Annotated in this window: 15 protein-coding genes and 1 pseudogene; 4 read left to right on the forward strand and 12 right to left on the reverse strand. The window is 51.1% G+C overall.

The annotated features are described in order from the left end of the window. Window positions 1-193 precede the first annotated feature (193 nt). From USH94_RS22565 to USH94_RS20230, 3 genes are all read right to left on the reverse strand, one after another. Complete coding sequence (locus USH94_RS22565; RefSeq protein ID WP_111965074.1) at window positions 194-412, reverse strand: Ecr family regulatory small membrane protein; 219 nt, start codon at window positions 410-412, stop codon at window positions 194-196. Then, entirely contained in the window at window positions 409-1,641 is a 1,233-nt protein-coding gene (locus USH94_RS20225; RefSeq protein ID WP_111965073.1) for a sensor domain-containing diguanylate cyclase, read from the reverse strand. Before USH94_RS20225 ends, USH94_RS22565 begins: the two co-directional genes overlap by 4 nt. Before the next feature lie 93 nt (window positions 1,642-1,734). Continuing rightward, the gene (locus tag USH94_RS20230; protein WP_111965072.1) at window positions 1,735-3,864 is read right to left on the reverse strand and encodes a putative bifunctional diguanylate cyclase/phosphodiesterase; all 2,130 of its coding nucleotides are present in this window, start codon (window positions 3,862-3,864) and stop codon (window positions 1,735-1,737) included. Between the two features lie 457 nt (window positions 3,865-4,321). Between USH94_RS20230 and USH94_RS20235 the strand changes: the two genes are divergently transcribed. From USH94_RS20235 to dbpA, 4 genes are all read left to right on the forward strand, one after another. After that, complete coding sequence (locus USH94_RS20235) at window positions 4,322-5,464, forward strand: methyl-accepting chemotaxis protein (protein WP_111965071.1); 1,143 nt, start codon at window positions 4,322-4,324, stop codon at window positions 5,462-5,464. A gap of 154 nt (window positions 5,465-5,618) precedes the next feature. Next, complete coding sequence (gene zntB / locus USH94_RS20240; RefSeq protein WP_111965070.1) at window positions 5,619-6,602, forward strand: zinc transporter ZntB; 984 nt, start codon at window positions 5,619-5,621, stop codon at window positions 6,600-6,602. A gap of 291 nt (window positions 6,603-6,893) precedes the next feature. Further along, a complete protein-coding gene (locus USH94_RS20245) occupies window positions 6,894-7,058 on the forward strand; it encodes a hypothetical protein (protein WP_312019124.1) in 165 nt (54 codons plus the stop codon). Window positions 7,059-7,085: 27 nt separating this feature from the next. After that, entirely contained in the window at window positions 7,086-8,459 is a 1,374-nt protein-coding gene (dbpA, locus tag USH94_RS20250; protein WP_111965068.1) for an ATP-dependent RNA helicase DbpA, read from the forward strand. 42 nt (window positions 8,460-8,501) lie between these two features. Here dbpA and ttcA read toward each other — a convergent pair whose 3' ends face one another. The 9 genes and pseudogenes from ttcA to USH94_RS20295 all read right to left on the reverse strand — a co-directional run. Beyond that, window positions 8,502-9,437: a tRNA 2-thiocytidine(32) synthetase TtcA gene (gene ttcA / locus USH94_RS20255; protein WP_111965067.1), complete on the reverse strand. Its 936-nt coding sequence runs from the start codon at window positions 9,435-9,437 to the stop codon at window positions 8,502-8,504. Between the two features lie 49 nt (window positions 9,438-9,486). Further along, window positions 9,487-10,725, reverse strand: coding sequence for a site-specific integrase (locus USH94_RS20260; protein ID WP_111965066.1), 1,239 nt, complete (start codon window positions 10,723-10,725; stop codon window positions 9,487-9,489). Window position 10,726: 1 nt separating this feature from the next. Beyond that, window positions 10,727-10,939 carry an excisionase family protein gene (gene xisR, locus USH94_RS20265; protein ID WP_014884030.1) on the reverse strand — a complete coding sequence of 71 codons (213 nt, stop codon included), beginning with the start codon at window positions 10,937-10,939 and terminating at the stop codon, window positions 10,727-10,729. A 64-nt stretch (window positions 10,940-11,003) separates the two neighbouring features. Beyond that, the gene (locus tag USH94_RS20270) at window positions 11,004-11,246 is read right to left on the reverse strand and encodes a DUF4060 family protein (RefSeq protein ID WP_020882485.1); all 243 of its coding nucleotides are present in this window, start codon (window positions 11,244-11,246) and stop codon (window positions 11,004-11,006) included. A 38-nt stretch (window positions 11,247-11,284) separates the two neighbouring features. Beyond that, entirely contained in the window at window positions 11,285-12,370 is a 1,086-nt protein-coding gene (locus USH94_RS20275) for a RecT family recombinase (protein WP_111965065.1), read from the reverse strand. Window positions 12,371-12,379: 9 nt separating this feature from the next. Next, entirely contained in the window at window positions 12,380-15,517 is a 3,138-nt protein-coding gene (locus USH94_RS20280; protein WP_111965064.1) for a RecE family exodeoxyribonuclease, read from the reverse strand. A 140-nt stretch (window positions 15,518-15,657) separates the two neighbouring features. Further along, window positions 15,658-15,822, reverse strand: coding sequence for a YdaE family protein (locus USH94_RS20285; RefSeq protein WP_258525050.1), 165 nt, complete (start codon window positions 15,820-15,822; stop codon window positions 15,658-15,660). Continuing rightward, window positions 15,815-15,970, reverse strand: a pseudogene (locus USH94_RS20290) (hypothetical protein); the annotation flags it as partial. The gene USH94_RS20285 and the pseudogene USH94_RS20290, both read right to left, overlap by 8 nt. Before the next feature lie 588 nt (window positions 15,971-16,558). Beyond that, the coding region (locus USH94_RS20295) for a hypothetical protein (protein WP_111965063.1) at window positions 16,559-17,473 on the reverse strand (915 nt) is incomplete at its 5' end.

Raw genomic sequence — 17,473 nt, forward strand, 5'->3', positions numbered from 1 at the left:
ATGATTAAGATATAGCCTGGCATGGCTGAATTGCCGGAAATAAAAAAGCCCGTCAGAGCACGGGCAACATAAGCAAATGAATAAATGATTCGTTATCAACGTTATTGGAGGATAACGCCGTATATTTTACGCGGCAGTAAGACAAGCAGATACCTGACATATTCGGTAGGTGAAACAAGTCATTAAACGTGCGTTACAGTGCGTCGAAGGTCGGGTAAAGGCTATTTTCAAGGAATTCTACGAGATACCAGATCTCACCGCTAAAAATAAACCAGAAGCCAAATATAATAAGGAGCAAAATAATAAAGGTGAGTATTATTTCAGTTTTTCCCATTGCTGCTTTTACCCACCTGAAGCTAATTGATTCGAAGTGGGCATTGTAGCGGGGCTTTTCCGGATACTCCAGTTTCATGCAGCAAGGACTTTATTGCGTCCGTCATTTTTAGCGCGATACAGGGCATCGTCCACACGCTTAAACAGCTCGTCAATACTCTCCCCCTGATTGTGCCGCGCCACCCCAATGCTGACGGTAAACCGCGGCAAACCCGGAATCGTAATGCGTGCTACGGCTGCACGGATTAACTCGGCAATCTGCAGGGCGGTATCGAGAGAGGTACGCGGCAGCAGGATAACGAACTCTTCGCCACCCCAGCGGAACACCATGTCGCCCTCCCGACTACAGGCTTCCAGCGTTCGGGAAAGGGCGATAAGCACCTCATCGCCTTTCAGATGACCGAACAGGTCATTAATGTTTTTGAAATGGTCGGTATCCACCAGCAGCAGGCTAAATTGCTGCTGCGCAGGAAGTTTATTCCGGTTGCTTTGATCGGTAATTGCGTAGAACTGGCGCCGGTTGAGTAGTCCCGTCATGGAGTCACGTAACGCGGCATGTTCCAGCTCCTGCTCCAGCCTTTTTTGCTCGGTGATATCGTGGATGATGCACAGCATCAGCTTGTCGCCGTAAATCTCAATGGGCCCGGCATACGTCTGAACGTGGCGGGTGGTTCCATCGGCAAGGCGGTGAATAAAATTGAGCGGCTTATGACCACCGGGCAGCGCGGCAATCGCAGTCATAATGGGCATCACATCTCGCCCCAGCGTATTGATTTCCCAGGTATGCTTACTGCACATGTCATCATGTGAGTAACCATAAAAATTGAGTGCGGCCAGATTTGCATCGACGATTTGCCCGTCGCGGGCCGGATCGATTAACAGCATCGGGGCGCTGTTGGTCAGAAAAAAGCGCGCATAGAAACCCTGTTTTTTCCGTCGATAGGTGGCGGAACGGCTTGCCTTCAATCCTGAGAGCATTTGTTGGGAGATGCCTTCGAAAACAATCACATCTCCCCAGGGAGCGTAGTGGGCGAGCGAGAGCCGACAGCTTAACGGCGTATCCTTTCCATCCCGGCTAGCCGTCCAGATTTCGACGATCTCCTGCTCTGTTTTCAGTTCAGGTACATACATCGTCAGGAGGGTTTGCGCCCTGGCAGAATAGATCCCTTTGCGCAGGTCCTCGAGTGTTTTATCCCCCATGAGTTGCCTTGCGGCCACATTCGCAAAAATGATCTTTTCCGACACGGGTGAAACGAGCCACACGGGTGTTTTAATTACATTCAACGCATCAAAACAAGGTTGCGACATAGGCGTTTCCTGTTCATCGACAACATGTGCCTGACAAATCATGCCAGAATTGACTCGCGTGTACTCCTTTGAAACATACTCCACTTAACCCCGTCAGGCATGATTTTTTTGTGAAATAAATGCGGGGTCCGTTTGAATTTTATTAATGGGGATAATCTGTTTGTCTGAGTTTATCTGCAGCAGTAGCCACGGTACCTGTTCGGCAGGTAAGGGCCGGGAGAAAAGATACCCCTGCAGGTAATCGCAGCCGAGACGGGTGAGAACCGCCTGCTGTTCTTCCGTTTCGATCCCTTCTGCCACCACATTCATCTCCATGGTCCGGGCGATACTGATGATGGTTTCAACCAGCTTGTAGCTTTTTTCATTTTCAAGCATTGAGGTCACAAAGCTTCTGTCGATCTTGAGTTCTTTAGCCGGAAGCACGCTAAGCATCAGCAGGTTGGAATAGCCCGTACCAAAATCATCAATCGAGACGACGATCCCCGCATGATTAAACGCGTTAAGCAACTCAATGCTGCGGTCGAGATTTTTAAGCGCGGTGCTTTCCGTTACCTCCAGGATCAGACGGGACGGAGGCAGGTTATATTTTTCCAGCATTGACGAGATGATCTGGAAAATGTCCGGCTGTTCGAACTGAACGGGGGATAGGTTGAGCGACAGCGTCCACTGGCTGAACCCTTGTTCAGTCCAGAAATGAAGCTGTCGGCACGCCGCTTCAATGGCCCAGTTACCTACCGGAATAATTAAGCCTGTTTGTTCCAGCGAGGGGATAAACAGATTGGGCAATACAACGCCTTGCTCTGGATGTCGCCAGCGCAGAAGGGCTTCAAAACCATGAATCGTTTTCTCTCCCGCATGCCAGGTTGGCTGATACCAGAGTTCAAACTGATCCCGTTCAAGCGCCTGCGAGAGTTCCTGCAGAAAGCCGGGTTTCGCCGGGATCGCTGTTGACATCTCGGCCCGGTAAATCGCCCAGCCGTTACGGCCATCTTCCTTGACGCGGTGTAAAGCTGCATCCGCCTTGAGTTTCAGCTCATGCAGCGTTTCGCCATCCTGAGGATAGAGGCTGACGCCCGCGCTGATGGTCGTGCTTAACGTATGCCCGCATATCGACAGAGGGCGTCGTACATCTTCGAGCAACGCGGTGAGCAGGGCGCTGAGCTTGTCGTCATCACATTCAGGCACCAGCAGGATAAAGGCGTCTCCTCCCAGTCTTGCCAGGGTCATCTCACGCGTGAGCCTTGCCGTGATGCGCTGCGCGACAGCGATCAATAGCTCATCACCGACGCTGTGACCCCACGTATTGTTAACGCGTTTGAAGTGATCGACGTTCAGGAAAATAACCGCAAATGGCTTCTTGCTCAGCAGCGCGCTGCGCAGACAGTCCTGCATGCGGAGATCCATCTGGTGGCGGTTTGCGAGCCCGGTGAGCGCATCAAAACGCGCCTGCAGCTCTAGCTGACGGTTGAGCAGCTGCAAATTATCCGTCAACCGGCCGGTGCGCCGGTGAGAATCGATAAGTGAAATGATTAACATCACGCCGAGCAGGCAGAGCGTGGTGACTGAAACCCAGATGGATAAACCCAGCTCGCCGATCCCTCCGGGGACGGCATGCGACATTTCCTGAAACTGCGCGGCACTCATGCCGGTATAATGCATCGCACAAATTGCGGCAGCCATAACGAAGGCCGCGATAATGCGATCGATAAAGACGCCTTTATGTTTATCGCGCAGTCGGAAAGCCAGCCACAGCGCCGTACCTGAGGCAACAACGGCAATGACCACTGATAACCCCACAATGCGGCGATCCCAGATGATGCTGCCATCCAGCATCAGGGCCGCCATACCGATATAGTGCATAGACACCACGCCAGCGCTCAGGAGCGTCGTGGCAAAGATCAGTCGAAAAGGGGAAAGTTTTTTACCCGTGACGGAAATATCAAGCGCCGTTGTCGACGCAACCACCGCGACGCCCAGTGAGGCAAGGGTTAACCAGAGGTCGTAGCTCATCATCATGGGCATTTGCATCGACAGCATGCCGATAAAGTGCATCGACCAGATGCCAATACCCAGCGTGACCCCTCCGGCAATGCGCCAGAAGAGTGCAGCCTTTCGGCTGGAGAGGGGGATTTTTCCGGCGCTGTCAAGCGCCACAAATGAGGCAATAAACGCCACCAGATAAGAGATAGCGATTAACACAGGGTCCCACGATATATTGAGCATTATGCAATCCCACGCCTGAGAGGGTTACCGATTTCGCCTGCCGGGTACATCTTTATCGGGCAACGAACATGCGCATTCAAACCATATTAGTTATTTATCGTGAATAATGACCAGTCATATTAATACTCTAAAACTCATCAAGAATATAAAATATATTCTTTTTGTTAATGTATTAAGCATTGCTAAACAAGAACGAATAGCAGTAGCAAAGCTCCTTAAATATGAGTGCGATCGTATCGTCTCACCGCGGGCGATACTATCGCTTAACATGGCTGGAAACCAGTATAACAGCATGCTGAGTAGAACATTTTTACTAATACGCTCTTTTTATCTGACTTAAGGTAAATCTCAGGATGCTAACGGCGAAACAAAAAACAAGCGTTGTTTGCGATGAAAAACTTCTGGGCCAATGCTATAAGTCTAAGTGCCGACTTAAATATAAAACGTGGGTATTATCATGCTAAAAAATATTAGTGTCAGGACCTTTATTATCGGGTTCCTTTTATCTCTTTTTTTGGTAAGTGCAGGTGTCGTTGTTCTATTTTCCAGCAATCCCTCTCTCTTTATTTTGCTTAATGCCATCAATTTCGTTGCACTATTTTTGCTCTGGGTCTACATGACGAAGTATCTTGTGACGCCGATCAATACGGTGAAGAAAAGTATTGAAGAGGTGACAGCAGGCAACCTTGGTGTATCTATCCCTGAATTTGGCAATAACTGTGCGGGCCGACTCATCCCCGGGATCAATAGTCTTTCCGGTAATATTGCGACGCTTGTACGTGAGATCAGGGCGTCATCGCAAACCGCCATGACCTTATCGGATCAGCTCTCGCAACGTAGCGCTCAGCTTTCGGTGAAAACCGAGCAGCAGTCTGCATCATTAGTGCAAACCGCAGCCAGCATGGAGCAAATGGCCGCGAGCACCAAAAACAATGCCGATAACACGCGTCTGGCGAGCGAGCAGGCAAATGTGGCGACGCTGCAGGCGCGCAAAGGCGGTGAGCTGATGGGACAGGTCGCCAGCAATATGCAGTCCATTACCGAATGTGCGCAGCAGATGACGGAGATTATTTCGCTCATTGACGGCATTGCGTTCCAGACGAATATTCTCGCGCTCAACGCGGCCGTTGAGGCGGCAAGGGCGGGCGATCATGGCAAGGGTTTTTCTGTGGTCGCGGAAGAGGTAAGAAACCTGGCACACCGCAGCGCAGAGGCCGCGAAGAATATCAAAACGCTGATTGAAGTCACCAGCAGTAACGTCACGCAGGGAGCCAGCGTTGTGTCACAGGCAGAGAAAAATATGCATGAAATCGTAACGGGTTCGGGGAATGTCAGCCGCTTAATGGACGAAATTTCCGCGTCGACGTCAGAGCAGGAGAAAGGTATTTCTCAGATCACGCTGGCGCTATCTGAGCTGGAGCGGGTCACGCAAAGTAACGTGTCAATGGCAGAGGAACTCAATGGCTCTTCTGATGTACTGCGTAATCAGGTGATTGAGCTGCAGGCCAGAACGCGCAATTTCAGACTTGACCAGAGCACTTCTTCCTCATTACCTGGCGGCTCGCCATCCTTCCTCCACCGGCCAGAACACTCTCTCTGATTAAACCTCAAAGCCTGGCGTGCCAGGCTTTTTTTTGCCTCTTGCCAGCATGTTCATTTCCTGAGCGATTTCAGCGCGATGGAAAACATAGTTGTTGATTAAGCCCTGATGGAGGCTAGACTGACACCGAAAGAGCTAAAAAGGCGGAGGCGCTGTGGAAAGCATTAAAGGATCTGAACTTAACGTTCCTGACGCAGTTTTTGCGTGGGTGCTGGATGGTCGTGGCGGTGCGCGACCGCTGGAAGATAATGATGCGATCGATAGCGCGCATCCCTGCTGGTTACATTTGAACTACACCCACACGGACAGCGCTGACTGGCTGGCCTCGACTCCGCTCTTGCCTAATAACGTGCGCGATGCGCTGGCGGGTGAAAGCCTGCGGCCCCGCGTGAGCCGAATGGGTGACGGGACGCTGATCACCCTACGCTGCATTAACGGCAGCACGGATGAACGCCCGGATCAGCTGGTTGCGATGCGTGTCTACATGGACGATGGGCTCATTGTGTCTACCCGGCAGCGAAAAGTTCTGGCGCTGGATGACATCGTCAACGATCTGAAAGAGGGCACCGGGCCAACCGACTGCGGCAGCTGGCTGGTGGACGTGTGCGACGCGCTTACCGATCACGCGAGTGAGTTCATCGAAGAGCTGCACGACAAAATCATCGACCTGGAAGATAACCTTCTCGATCAGCAGATCCCGCCGCGCGGTTTTCTGGCCTTGCTTCGTAAGCAGCTGATTGTGATGCGCCGCTATATGACGCCGCAGCGCGACGTTTATGCGCGTCTTGCCAGCGAAAGGCTCGCCTGGATGAATGACGATCAGCGACGCAGAATGCAGGATATTGCCGACAGGCTGGGCCGCGGGCTGGATGAAATAGATTCCTGTATTGCCAGAACGGCGGTGATGGCGGACGAAATCGCGCAGGTGATGCAGGAATCGCTGGCGAGAAGAACCTATACGATGTCCCTGATGGCGATGGTGTTTTTACCGAGCACGTTTCTGACCGGGTTGTTTGGCGTCAACCTGGGCGGTATTCCGGGGGGCGCTTATCGCTACGGCTTTACGGCCTTTTGCGTGATGTTAGTTGTTTTGATTGGGGGTGTTGCATGGTGGTTGCATCGTAGTAAATGGCTGTAAATTTACGCTTTTTTCCTCTTTTTCCGGGATTAAAACGCTCTTTTAATTGAGCGAAGTCAATAAACATCTAACCCGTAAGGTGCAATATTACTCCCGCAGGTGAATGCAACGTCAAGCGATGGGCGTTGCGCTCCATATTGTCTTACTTCCTTTTTTGAATTACTGCATAGCACAATTGATTCGTACGACGCCGACTTCATAGTCGGCTTTTTTTTGCCTCCTGATTCTCAGCGTCTACCCTAAAAGGGATGACAGCCAATTCTGGAGGGAATGATGAGCATCCTTAACGCGCTGCTACTGCAATATTCACGTCAATCCGATCCCATCCCCACCGATCCGGTGCCCATGCCCGATCCCATACCGCGTCCGCAGCCGATGCCCGACCCGCCGCCCGATGAAGAACCGATTAAATTGTCGCATCGGACCGCGAGATCTGCGAGGATACGCGCCATCTGACCGCTAAGATCACCACGAGAGACAATTGTGACCGCTTTTTCTACCCTGAATGTTCTGCCCGACGCCCAACTCGCTAACCTCAACGAGTTGGGATACCTCACGATGACGCCTGTTCAGGCGGCCGCGTTGCCCGCCATCCTCGAGGGCCGTGACGTGCGCGTACAGGCGAAAACGGGCAGCGGGAAAACGGCGGCATTTGGCCTTGGCCTGTTGCAGCATATCGATGCGGCGCTTTTTCAGACCCAGTCTCTGGTGCTGTGCCCGACCCGCGAACTGGCAGACCAGGTCGCGGGTGAACTGCGTCGCCTGGCGCGTTTCCTGCCCAACACCAAGATTTTAACCCTCTGTGGCGGACAGCCGTTCGGCGCCCAGCGTGATTCACTCCAGCATGCGCCGCACATTATTGTCGCCACGCCCGGCCGCCTGCTGGATCACCTGCAAAAAGGCACCGTCTCGCTGGATGCGTTACAAACGCTGGTCATGGATGAGGCCGATCGGATGCTGGATATGGGCTTCAGCGATGCGATTGACGAGGTGATCCGTTTCGCACCGTCCGATCGTCAGACGCTGCTGTTCTCTGCGACCTGGCCCGAGGCTATCGCCGCCATCAGTGGTCGCGTGCAGAAAAATCCACTCACCATTGAAATCGACAGCGTCGATGCGCTGCCCGCCATCGAGCAGCAGTTCTTTGAAACTTCTCAGCAGGGTAAAATCCCGCTCCTGCAGAAATTGCTGAGCCAGCATCAGCCTGCATCCTGCGTGGTGTTCTGTAATACCAAAAAAGACTGTCAGTCGGTTTGTGATGCTCTGAATGCCGCCGGTCAGAGCGCATTGTCGCTGCATGGCGATCTGGAACAGCGCGATCGCGATCAGACGCTGATTCGTTTCGCTAACGGCAGTGCCCGCGTTCTTGTCGCAACCGACGTCGCTGCACGCGGTCTGGATATCAAATCGCTTGAGCTGGTGGTGAACTTTGAGCTGGCATGGGATCCTGAAGTACACGTGCACCGTATTGGCCGTACCGCGCGCGCGGGAAACAGCGGCCTGGCCATCAGCTTCTGCGCACCTGAAGAGGCACAGCGCGCCAATATTCTCTCTGAGATGCTGCAGATTAAGCTGAACTGGATGAATCCCCCAGCCGGCGTCAGCCTGGTGCCGCTCGAAGCCGAAATGGCGACCCTGTGCATTGATGGCGGTAAAAAAGCCAAGATGCGTCCAGGTGACGTATTAGGCGCGCTGACAGGGGATGTGGGGCTGGACGGGGCGGATATCGGTAAGATTGCGGTCCATCCGGCGCATGTCTATGTCGCGGTTCGCCAGAATGTTGCTCATAAGGCATGGAAGCAGCTGCAAAACGGGAAAATTAAGGGTAAAACCTGTCGCGTACGTCTGCTGAAATAAAGAATGAAGCGTCTCAGACGGTTTTTCTGAGACGCTAATCGTTTACTTCACTTCAAGCACGTTCAGACGTAGCTCTTCAAACTGATTGTCATCTTCTTCCGGCTGCCAGCCCGCTGGCTGCATGGGAATATCTTCCCGATCGAACGCCAGGTCCCCGCCGTTCACAACTTCTGACTCGTGGTTGATGCCTTTAAAATCGAACAGCTCCACATCCGCGAGATGGGAAGGGACGACGTTTTGCATCGCGCTGAACATGGTTTCGATACGACCCGGATAACGCTTATCCCAGTCGCGCAGCATGTCGCCAATTACCTGACGCTGCAGGTTCGGCTGAGAGCCGCACAGGTTACATGGAATGATCGGGAATCCCTTAGCCTGAGAAAAACGCTCAATGTCTTTTTCGCGGCAGTAGGCGAGAGGGCGGATCACAATGTGCTTGCCGTCATCGCTCATCAGTTTAGGCGGCATGCCTTTCATCTTGCCGCCGTAGAACATATTGAGGAACAGCGTTTGCAGGATATCGTCGCGGTGATGGCCCAGCGCAATTTTGGTCGCGCCCAGCTCCGTCGCGGTACGATACAGAATGCCGCGGCGCAGGCGAGAGCAGAGTGAGCAGGTAGTTTTCCCCTCCGGGATTTTCTCTTTCACAATGCCGTAGGTATTCTCTTCGACGATTTTGTACTCGACGCCCAGCTTTTCGAGGTATTCCGGCAGAATGTGCTCCGGGAAACCCGGCTGTTTCTGGTCAAGGTTGACCGCCACCAGGGAAAAATTCACCGGCGCACTTTGCTGAAGATTACGCAGGATCTCCAGCATGGTATAGCTGTCTTTACCCCCTGACAGGCAAACCATGATGCGGTCGCCTTCTTCAATCATGTTGAAGTCTGCAATGGCTTCGCCCACGTTACGGCGCAGTCGCTTTTGCAGTTTGTTGAGGTTGTATTGCTCTTTCTTTGTATTTGATTGATTTTCTTGCATTTATTACTACCTTCGGAGCCAGTAGGGGCATAATAGGGGCAAAAATTTTTCAGCGTGCCAGCTTATCGTTAAGCATCAGCACCTGTTCGCCATTCATTTCTTCAATCCACGCACCGTAGACTTCATAAACCATTTGCGCGTTTTCATGCCCCATCTGGCTGGCTATGAAAGACGGGTTAGCGCCAGCAGATAAAAGCCAGCAGGCAAAAGTATGCCGCGTATGGTACGGATTCCGGCGGCGAATACCAGCACGTTTTACAGCTGCGTTGAATCTCGCACCGATGCTCGATAAAGAGTAGTAGGCTTTCTGTTCTCCTTTGCGCATCCGGGGAATGAAAACGAATCGCAGGCTTTGATGTTCCACTGCGCCATACTCGCGATGATTAAAGACAATTTCGGTTTTCGGCTGCAGCGCTGTTAGCTTTCGCTGTGCTTTCAAGGCTTCAAGCGCCGGCTCTAAAAGGGTTATAACCCGGTTACCTGCTTCGGTTTTTGGTGGGCCGAACATGCCCAAGGCATTAAGATTGCGCTGTATATGAGCCGTGCCTTTTTCCCAATCGATATCTTCCCAGGCAAGAGCTGCGAGCTCTCCGTGACGCACACCAGTGTAAACTGCGAACGTCCACATATTAAGGCTTTGCCCACGCTCGGATTCCGCAAGCAAACTAAACTCCTGCTTCGTTAAAGGATCCGGTTTTACTTTCCCTTTGTGTAGTTTCTTGATCCCCTCAAAGGGCTTGCCACTTATAAAGCCAGATTTGTGTGCAAACCGAAGAAGGGAGCACAGAAGCGATATATAGTTGTTCACGGTACGCACAGTGCGTCCCTGTTTGTTGCTTCTGGAATTTGCCAGATAAAGTGTCTCACCGTTCAACAACTCCTTTCTGTATTTCAGAATGTCGCTGTGGCGTATAGTTGAAACAGGCGTATCTCCGTTAATGATGTGCATTAACGTACCGAGTTGTGAGCGAGTCTTACGCATGGTATTCGCGCTAATTTCGGTTTCTTTAATGCTCGTCCACAGTTCACACAGCTCTGAAAAGGTTTGAACTGAAACAGTGGTTACGGTTTTTTTTGCTCTGGACGATGAAGGAAAGCGCTGGTGGTAATCAAACTCTCCAAGGTTGATCTCACTAACGATCACAGCCCGAAGATTCCCGGCTTTTTTGATGTTCGCCGGGGTGTTAATCCAACCTTTGAGAATTTCGCGGCAACGCTTTCCCCGGTACATAAACCAGATACAAATCTTATTGTTTCTGATTTCGACACCTGTAGGCAAAGCTGCCATCTTACGCATCCCTTATTAACTGATTAATTCTCGGATAGTTGTACCAGGTTGTGCCACGCAAGGTTTTTTCTCCGGAAGGAGAAACCCGTTTAAAATGGACACCTTCCACCCAACAGCCCTGGCGATACTTCTCAATCTGTCGTTCGGTCAGGCCTGTTTTTTCTGTGAGTCTTGCGCCAACAACCCATTCTTCGTTAAAAATTACCTGCGACATAGTTCACCTCAGGTAACCGGCATGAGTATAGATATGCCGGTCTGTAGTCGTTGATATTTCAGTTTCAGTTTGCCTGGCCGGGCAGGGAGCGCAGTCGGCGCATGCCGGTCATTGCTGTGGCCACGTAGCTTGCCTTGCAGTTGACCACTTCAACCCAGACCTTCACGCCTTCCACTCTCACCGTATAGGTCTCTTTCATCTTGCTGCGCCCATAGTCACCATATCTTTGCTGGTGGGCTGCGAGTGCGATTTCACATGCCTGGCGAGCTAAAGGGGATTGCTTACTGCCTCGATTAATCAGTCGCATTTCTTCTCCTTGAGGGAGGGTTTCCCCTCCCGATCTCGTTAGTCCACGTATTCCGGTTTCATATCCGCCAGGGTGATGCTGAACTGACCATGCAGTTCGTCGCCCAGATGGCGTTTCGACGCTGCAAGAACGCGCTCTACTTCCGCGAACCGCGCAGCTGCATCCGGCTCATCTGAAGATGGCAAGGAATTGATAGCTGCTTCGACTTTGTTCCGTGCATCAACCAGGTAATAACGTTTCACGGCCTTGTTTTTCAGCTCAGTGAACAGGGCAGAACCCAGTGTTGCTTTCACGGTTTCAATATCTGCGCGCAGAGCTTTAGCGCTATCCACATCCTGAGCCGCCTCGATGCGGTCACGGAAATCATCAGCAAGTGCATCAATATTTTGAGCTGATTCCTGAGCCGTTTGAGTCGTAGTGACGTTGTCACCTGAAATGTCTGCAAGGCTAACGTGCTGCGCCGGTGCCGGGTTTACCTCTCGTTCTTCTCGGCGATCATCGAGCTCATCCGGGGTATAAACGCCCAGAATCACATCCGGGCAGAACAGTCTGGCCCAGCGTTTGACAGCCAGATATGCCAGCTGCTGGCGTGGGTCGTCAGCCCAAAGGGTAGAGTTTCGGGTTCGGGCCTGAGCCAGCAGCAAATCGAGTTCCCTTGGCTGATCTTCGCCTTTAAGCGTTGCGCGGATAATAATGCCGATCCCGGCTTCGTCAGCCAGGGTCCAGCCCGGGACGCGGTACTCGCCTTTATCGCCTTTACGGATATGGAATTTCCCAACAACCTTTTCCCATGGTCCGTACCATTCATATTCAAAGCGGCTGGCCAGCACGCCGCTGCGTGAAATTACGGCATTAACCAGCTGCGCTTCATACCCGAGCACACCGTTAATCAGGTGCGTCTTCTGCGCCACGGCAAAGGGATTCATTTGCCACTGTGCCGCTTGCATCGCTACAGCCATGCAGTCGGCCTGATTGCCCTGCAGATGCTTAGGAACTGTAGCGGTGCCCTGCGCCATGATCTGCGCAAACGTGCTGATGGCATTCAGATACTGGGAATCAAACAGAGCCACATTAGAGTTAATAACGGTGTTCTGGTCAGCAACGGTAACGTTTGTGTTATGCATAAATCCCCCTTAAGCCTGAGCGCGCAGCGCTTCGAGGCGGCGCAGGTCGAAGTCGTTCAGTTCATCGGTGTAATCGGTAGTGATCGGCGCTGGCCATTCGCCCGTGTCGAATCCGGTTGCGATGGCGCGCATCGCTTTGCGGTACTCAAGCATGCCCAGCTCCAGCAGTTCATCGGATGCCTCAATGATGGCGATCCAGTGGTAGTTCTCGTCTTTGTTGACGAAAATCCAGAAGAACTGATCCAGCGCCGCGGTCTCGCAATACATAGCCGCGCTGAGGTGATAGTCACGGTCTATGATTTCCCGGTGCAGCCTGGCGCGCAGGCTTTCCTGCTTAACGTTCCACATGCTGATGGTTTTCAGGTCCGCACCGATGCGCACGCCGTCCAGTTCAATTTCGAGGTCCGGACGTACACGCACTTCTAAACCTGTTTCGTCGTCAAAACCGAAGTAGCTCACTTCAACGGCGCGGCTTGGATGTGTCAGCAGCATGCCGGCGGTCGGGTGCGCCAGGAGTGCAGACTGAATTGCTCGCGCTGTGGCCAGTTGCTGGCGGGTAACCAGAATCTTTTCGTCAGGGTTGTCGCGCCAGGCTTCCAGCAGTTCGTCGGCGAATATGGCATCGGGCTTAACTGATTTAACCGCCTGGATCATGTCTGCTTTAGTACCAGACACTTTCAGCGGTGTAGGTTTCTGCGCTTCTTGCGCCACCAGGTCTGGATTGATGATCGCTAATTGCTCGAGTAGCGCATCACGGCTGCCGCTGGTTTTAACCGGTACGGGCAGGGTGGCGTTGTACTCTTTAATGCATGCCTTCATTGCCGTTGCTGTCTGCTTCTGGCCTTCTTCAATACGCTGATACTCAGCAGGGAGAGCCATATAGCTTTGAGCCGTTTCTTCCAGGCTGGCGCCAAGCGGCACTTGAGCGGGAAGGGATGCGTTATGTTCTTCAAGCAACGCTTTAATCTCGTCAGCGCTTAGCAGCGCCGGTAGGCTGGCGTTGAACGCATCGATGAACTCGCGCAGAGTAGCGGTGGTCGTAAACGCATCTTCAGGGATCTCTGGTTCTACGCTGAACTCTGCTTCGAGGTTTTCCGGCTGCAATGCAAGGGCATGCACCAGGTTCCCCATGTCCAGCACTTTGGATGCTGTGCGCGGTATTGTTTTAGCCACATGGCGCGCGTTAAAGTACATCAGGCTGACGCGGGCATCTTTTACCTGGGTTGAGCTAATACCGTTTGCTGCGTGATAAACCCCATTCGGCAGACCTTCGTAGCGGCCAGGCTCGAAGTAAGCCGGGTATTCGATTACTGGCTCTGACTGCTGCTCTTCCGGCGCTACGGTAACTGCTTGCGTATTAGCTGCATCAGCGCCTTCGCCTGGTTGTACCGGATCAGTATTTTCGACTTTCTCTGGCTGAGTCGTTTCCATCTGCACATCGCTGGTGGTCTCCGGTGTGTTTTCCGTTTTTTCGACTTCATTTGAGGAGGTATCGACGACCGGTTCGGTATTTCCACCCATCAGGCCATCGATGGAGAACACGCCGCTGCCGAGATTTTCAACCTGCGGTTGTTCACCTGGGGCTTCAGTCTCAACTACAGGAGTAGGCAACGGCAGTAACTCCACAGAAGAGATAAACTCAGCCGTCATGGTTTTATTAATAAACTCAAGATGAGCAACTGGCGTGTGGTGGATGTTTTCCGGCGCTATGCGGATCAGATTGAAGATTGCCGCACGGTTCACCGCCAGTACGCCGGGCTGATTACGCAGGATGGCGCTCCATGATTTCCATGGTTCTTCTTTCTTCGCCACGATTTCTTTGGCACGTCGTAACACGCTCGAAGGGATTTCGAAGTGGTGGAAGTCCATAGGCAGTAGGGCGCATGCGATCTCAAGATCGAGGGTGTCCAGAGTATGATGCGCGCCTTCGCCGCGATCCGTTACATGGCCGCCGTCTGCATTGGTACCAGAATCAGTACGCTGAACATTACTGATGCGATTTCCGGTTGCCCATTCGCGAATGAGAATGCCGCGATCAATGTAATCAGTCGCAGCCCAGATTCTGGTGAAACGGAGAACCAAAGCGAGTTCGTGACGCTTCTCCTGGCAGAACACCTTGCGAATGGCGTCGGTATAGTGCCAAAGGTCTTTGGTATCGTAACCCTTCACCTCTTCGCAGTTTTCTGCCGCCAGCAGCAGGTTCTGGACATAGCTGTTGTCAGTGTCCATCTCCAGCGCACTGATAGCTTCGTACTCTTCGCGGGTTAAGTGGTGGCGCAGTTCGTTGGCGGTGAACTGGGCGAGTAGCTGCTTCCGGAACGGCATACGAACGACTGGATAACGAGTGGTTTCGTCATCATTCTCGTCAATCTGGATACCGTTATCAGATTCCAGAACCTGATCGGTTGTAACGTCGGAGTTGCTGGTGCTTTCTGATTTGAGCAGAGAAGGCTTTCCGCCTCTCCACTCTGCCAATAACTGATTGCGGTCGCCGGTATCTACTCTCAACCAGTCGGCCATGAAATCAGTAAGCAGCTTTACTTCGTGCTCTTCATCTGGTGCGAATACCTGCTTAATAGCCTGAACCAGTTTCCACTCAGCGTTCAGGCTGAGTTCGGCTACTTCTGGGATGTCGTTTTTCGCCAGCAGCAGGTTATGGAGATAGGTGTTGCCTTCATCCAGTGACATTTCGCTGGCAGCCAGTTGCTGCTCTTTAGTGATATGTGACTGGTATTTGTCGCTGGTCAGATGGACGGCAAAACGGACCGCTGGAGTGCGGTTTTCGAGCGGGACACTCTCGACGGTAGTTTCGACTTTATCGGTCGTTTCCGGTGCGGCAGTTTTGTCCACGGCACCAGTCGAATCAGTACCAGCCTTTGGCAGCCAGGTGCGTCCATCGTCCTGCAGTTCGTAGCGTTTGCACCAAGTGTAATCCACTGTGCTTTCTTCCGGGAGGTCGTTATACACCGGGAAATCGGTGCGAACCGGTTTGACGTAATCCTTACCGCGGCCGGTTTCAATACCGGCATCTTCAAGCTCAACATCGAGCTGCAGGTTGGCACGGGCTTCAGATTTCGCAGTGAACCAAATCACTGCATCTTCTTTGCCAGATTTCTGCGTAGCCTTCACTACATAGAAAAATTCCATGTGAGATCCTCTTTTTTGGATGTAAGATCCCCGGGCCAGAGATAGCGCCCATTGGGTGAACTTTGGTTTTTTAAGTAGTTTTCCGGTGTAACTTTGGTCGGGAGCACCGGACGTACGGGCCGCCTTGCGCGGCTTTTACGTTATGCCTCGTGCGCCATCTGGTCGTACGAAGCACAACGTTCAGAGCAGTATTCTTTTTCTTTGCGCGCCAGCTGTGCGCCGTTGCGATAGAGAAGGGTACTTTTGACTACTTCCTCCGGTTTAACCGGTTTGCAGCAGTACCCGCATTTTGTTGAGTCACACATCTGGATTCCCCTTTTGCGCCAACAGGTAGCACAAGCGGCGAAGAATCACCTCGAACAAGTTTAGTTTTACGGCCTGCTGCCTTCCTGGTTTGCGTGCGAAATCAATCATTCTCACCCTCGTTTGCCTTATCGCCGGCCAGCGGAACGTTTAAACCTGATGCGCGTTAATTTCTCCACCTCATCCGACTCTTCATATGCCGTCGGCGGCTACTTCGTGGGCGTCCTGCCTTGGTGGTTTACAGTGTCATCTAACAACCAAAGCATAAGTCTTAGGCTTAACTATTGTCAAGTCTAGGGCATAAGTGGGTTGTAATTCAAATTTTTTTCGTGATGTATGCAGCGATATACAGCTGAAAATTTTCTTTCAAGAAGAGCGAGGGGATGAAATAGAAGTACAGAACGATGAGTGAGGTCGTAAGAATCCTAGCAGGTAAACTCGTTTAGTTTTTGAGCGACCACGAGTCTGCGTATGAAGGGTTAGCGATTAAAATGTATTTATGTTAGTTACTTATTTAGATCTCAGAAAACAGTTTTAATGCAATTAACAAGATGAGTGTTCTACGGAAACTACTTGAATTAAAAGAAAAAAACCCGGCTTACGCCGGGTTTTTCTTAGTTATTGGTCTGTTTTAAAACTACCTGTTGAGCCTGGGTATTGCCTTGCATAGTAAAATGCGCTGCTGCCAATGCCTTGTATGCGTTCTGAACTACTTGTTGTAAACTCATTAATCACCCTCTAGTTTCGACTAAAAAACCTATAATTCAAGTCTTTATCAAAATAGTGCTTTCTCTTTAACCACACAAATCCATCTCCTTTAGATAATACAGCAACATCTATAGGCCCGCCAACACTATCGCTGTCATTTGAGACTTTGCGCTTGAAGGCTGTGAGGTTTACAAGCGACTCTGCCATATAACCCAAATCGACTTTGGCTAATGAATCCAATATTGATAAAACTTTTTGTATATGGTTTTGCGCTGCATGATTATCAATCATTGCTTTGGTATAAGCTAATTGATTCGGAATTACAGAATCAAAAGCAGTCTCAACAATTGTTCTTGTTAAGCTTGGATTTTGACTTGTTAAGATATTTGTAACTTCATTCTTAAGATTAGTTAAAGAGTTTTCTAAAGAATCACTCACGCAATTAATAATACCTTTGCTACATCCTTTCATGAATGTATGTACCTCATCATCTTGCGCGAAAGGCATTATTCCACTACAGCTGTCAGCGTTATTTTGATGTGTGTTAACTGGTCTCATCACTTTTTTATTGAATAAGCCATAAACATGATGAGACTGAATAGCAGGATAATATTCATCATCCCCGTAACCAGCAATTACTATTCCTGAATAGGTCTCAAGGTCACTTTCTTTACATGTGTAAAGAGCAAACAACTCAATCAATGAATCTAGTAAGGATTGTAGGTACGGGGGTTGGCCACTTACATTAATTGGAACTATACACTGACTGCAAATTTCAACAATAAATTGTGATGCAAACTGCCTTGCTAGCACTAAGTCATTGTTATCAAAGTCTTTATAAAAACTATTTTGACTTATCTTTGATGAAAGCGTATTTGCTCTGTTTTCTATAAACTGCTGGTATTGATCATTTGAGGGGAAAGTGTTTTGTGATTGTAAGAAAGC

Origin of the sequence: Enterobacter sp. 148H3 (assembly GCF_034107425.1) — a bacterium.
GTDB classification, from domain to species: Bacteria; Pseudomonadota; Gammaproteobacteria; order Enterobacterales; family Enterobacteriaceae; genus Enterobacter; species Enterobacter vonholyi.

Coding starts and splice junctions, on each gene's coding strand:
- USH94_RS22565 (WP_111965074.1), bottom strand. CDS start 412: ATGAAACTGGAGTATCCGGAAAAGCCCCGCTACAATGCCCACTTCGAA.
- USH94_RS20235 (WP_111965071.1), top strand. CDS start 4,322: ATGCTAAAAAATATTAGTGTCAGGACCTTTATTATCGGGTTCCTTTTA.
- USH94_RS20260 (WP_111965066.1), bottom strand. CDS start 10,725: ATGGCAGCTTTGCCTACAGGTGTCGAAATCAGAAACAATAAGATTTGT.
- ttcA (WP_111965067.1), bottom strand. CDS start 9,437: ATGCAAGAAAATCAATCAAATACAAAGAAAGAGCAATACAACCTCAAC.
- USH94_RS20270 (WP_020882485.1), bottom strand. CDS start 11,246: ATGCGACTGATTAATCGAGGCAGTAAGCAATCCCCTTTAGCTCGCCAG.
- USH94_RS20225 (WP_111965073.1), bottom strand. CDS start 1,641: ATGTCGCAACCTTGTTTTGATGCGTTGAATGTAATTAAAACACCCGTG.
- USH94_RS20280 (WP_111965064.1), bottom strand. CDS start 15,517: ATGGAATTTTTCTATGTAGTGAAGGCTACGCAGAAATCTGGCAAAGAA.
- USH94_RS20285 (WP_258525050.1), bottom strand. CDS start 15,822: ATGTGTGACTCAACAAAATGCGGGTACTGCTGCAAACCGGTTAAACCG.
- USH94_RS20275 (WP_111965065.1), bottom strand. CDS start 12,370: ATGCATAACACAAACGTTACCGTTGCTGACCAGAACACCGTTATTAAC.
- USH94_RS20230 (WP_111965072.1), bottom strand. CDS start 3,864: ATGCTCAATATATCGTGGGACCCTGTGTTAATCGCTATCTCTTATCTG.
- xisR (WP_014884030.1), bottom strand. CDS start 10,939: ATGTCGCAGGTAATTTTTAACGAAGAATGGGTTGTTGGCGCAAGACTC.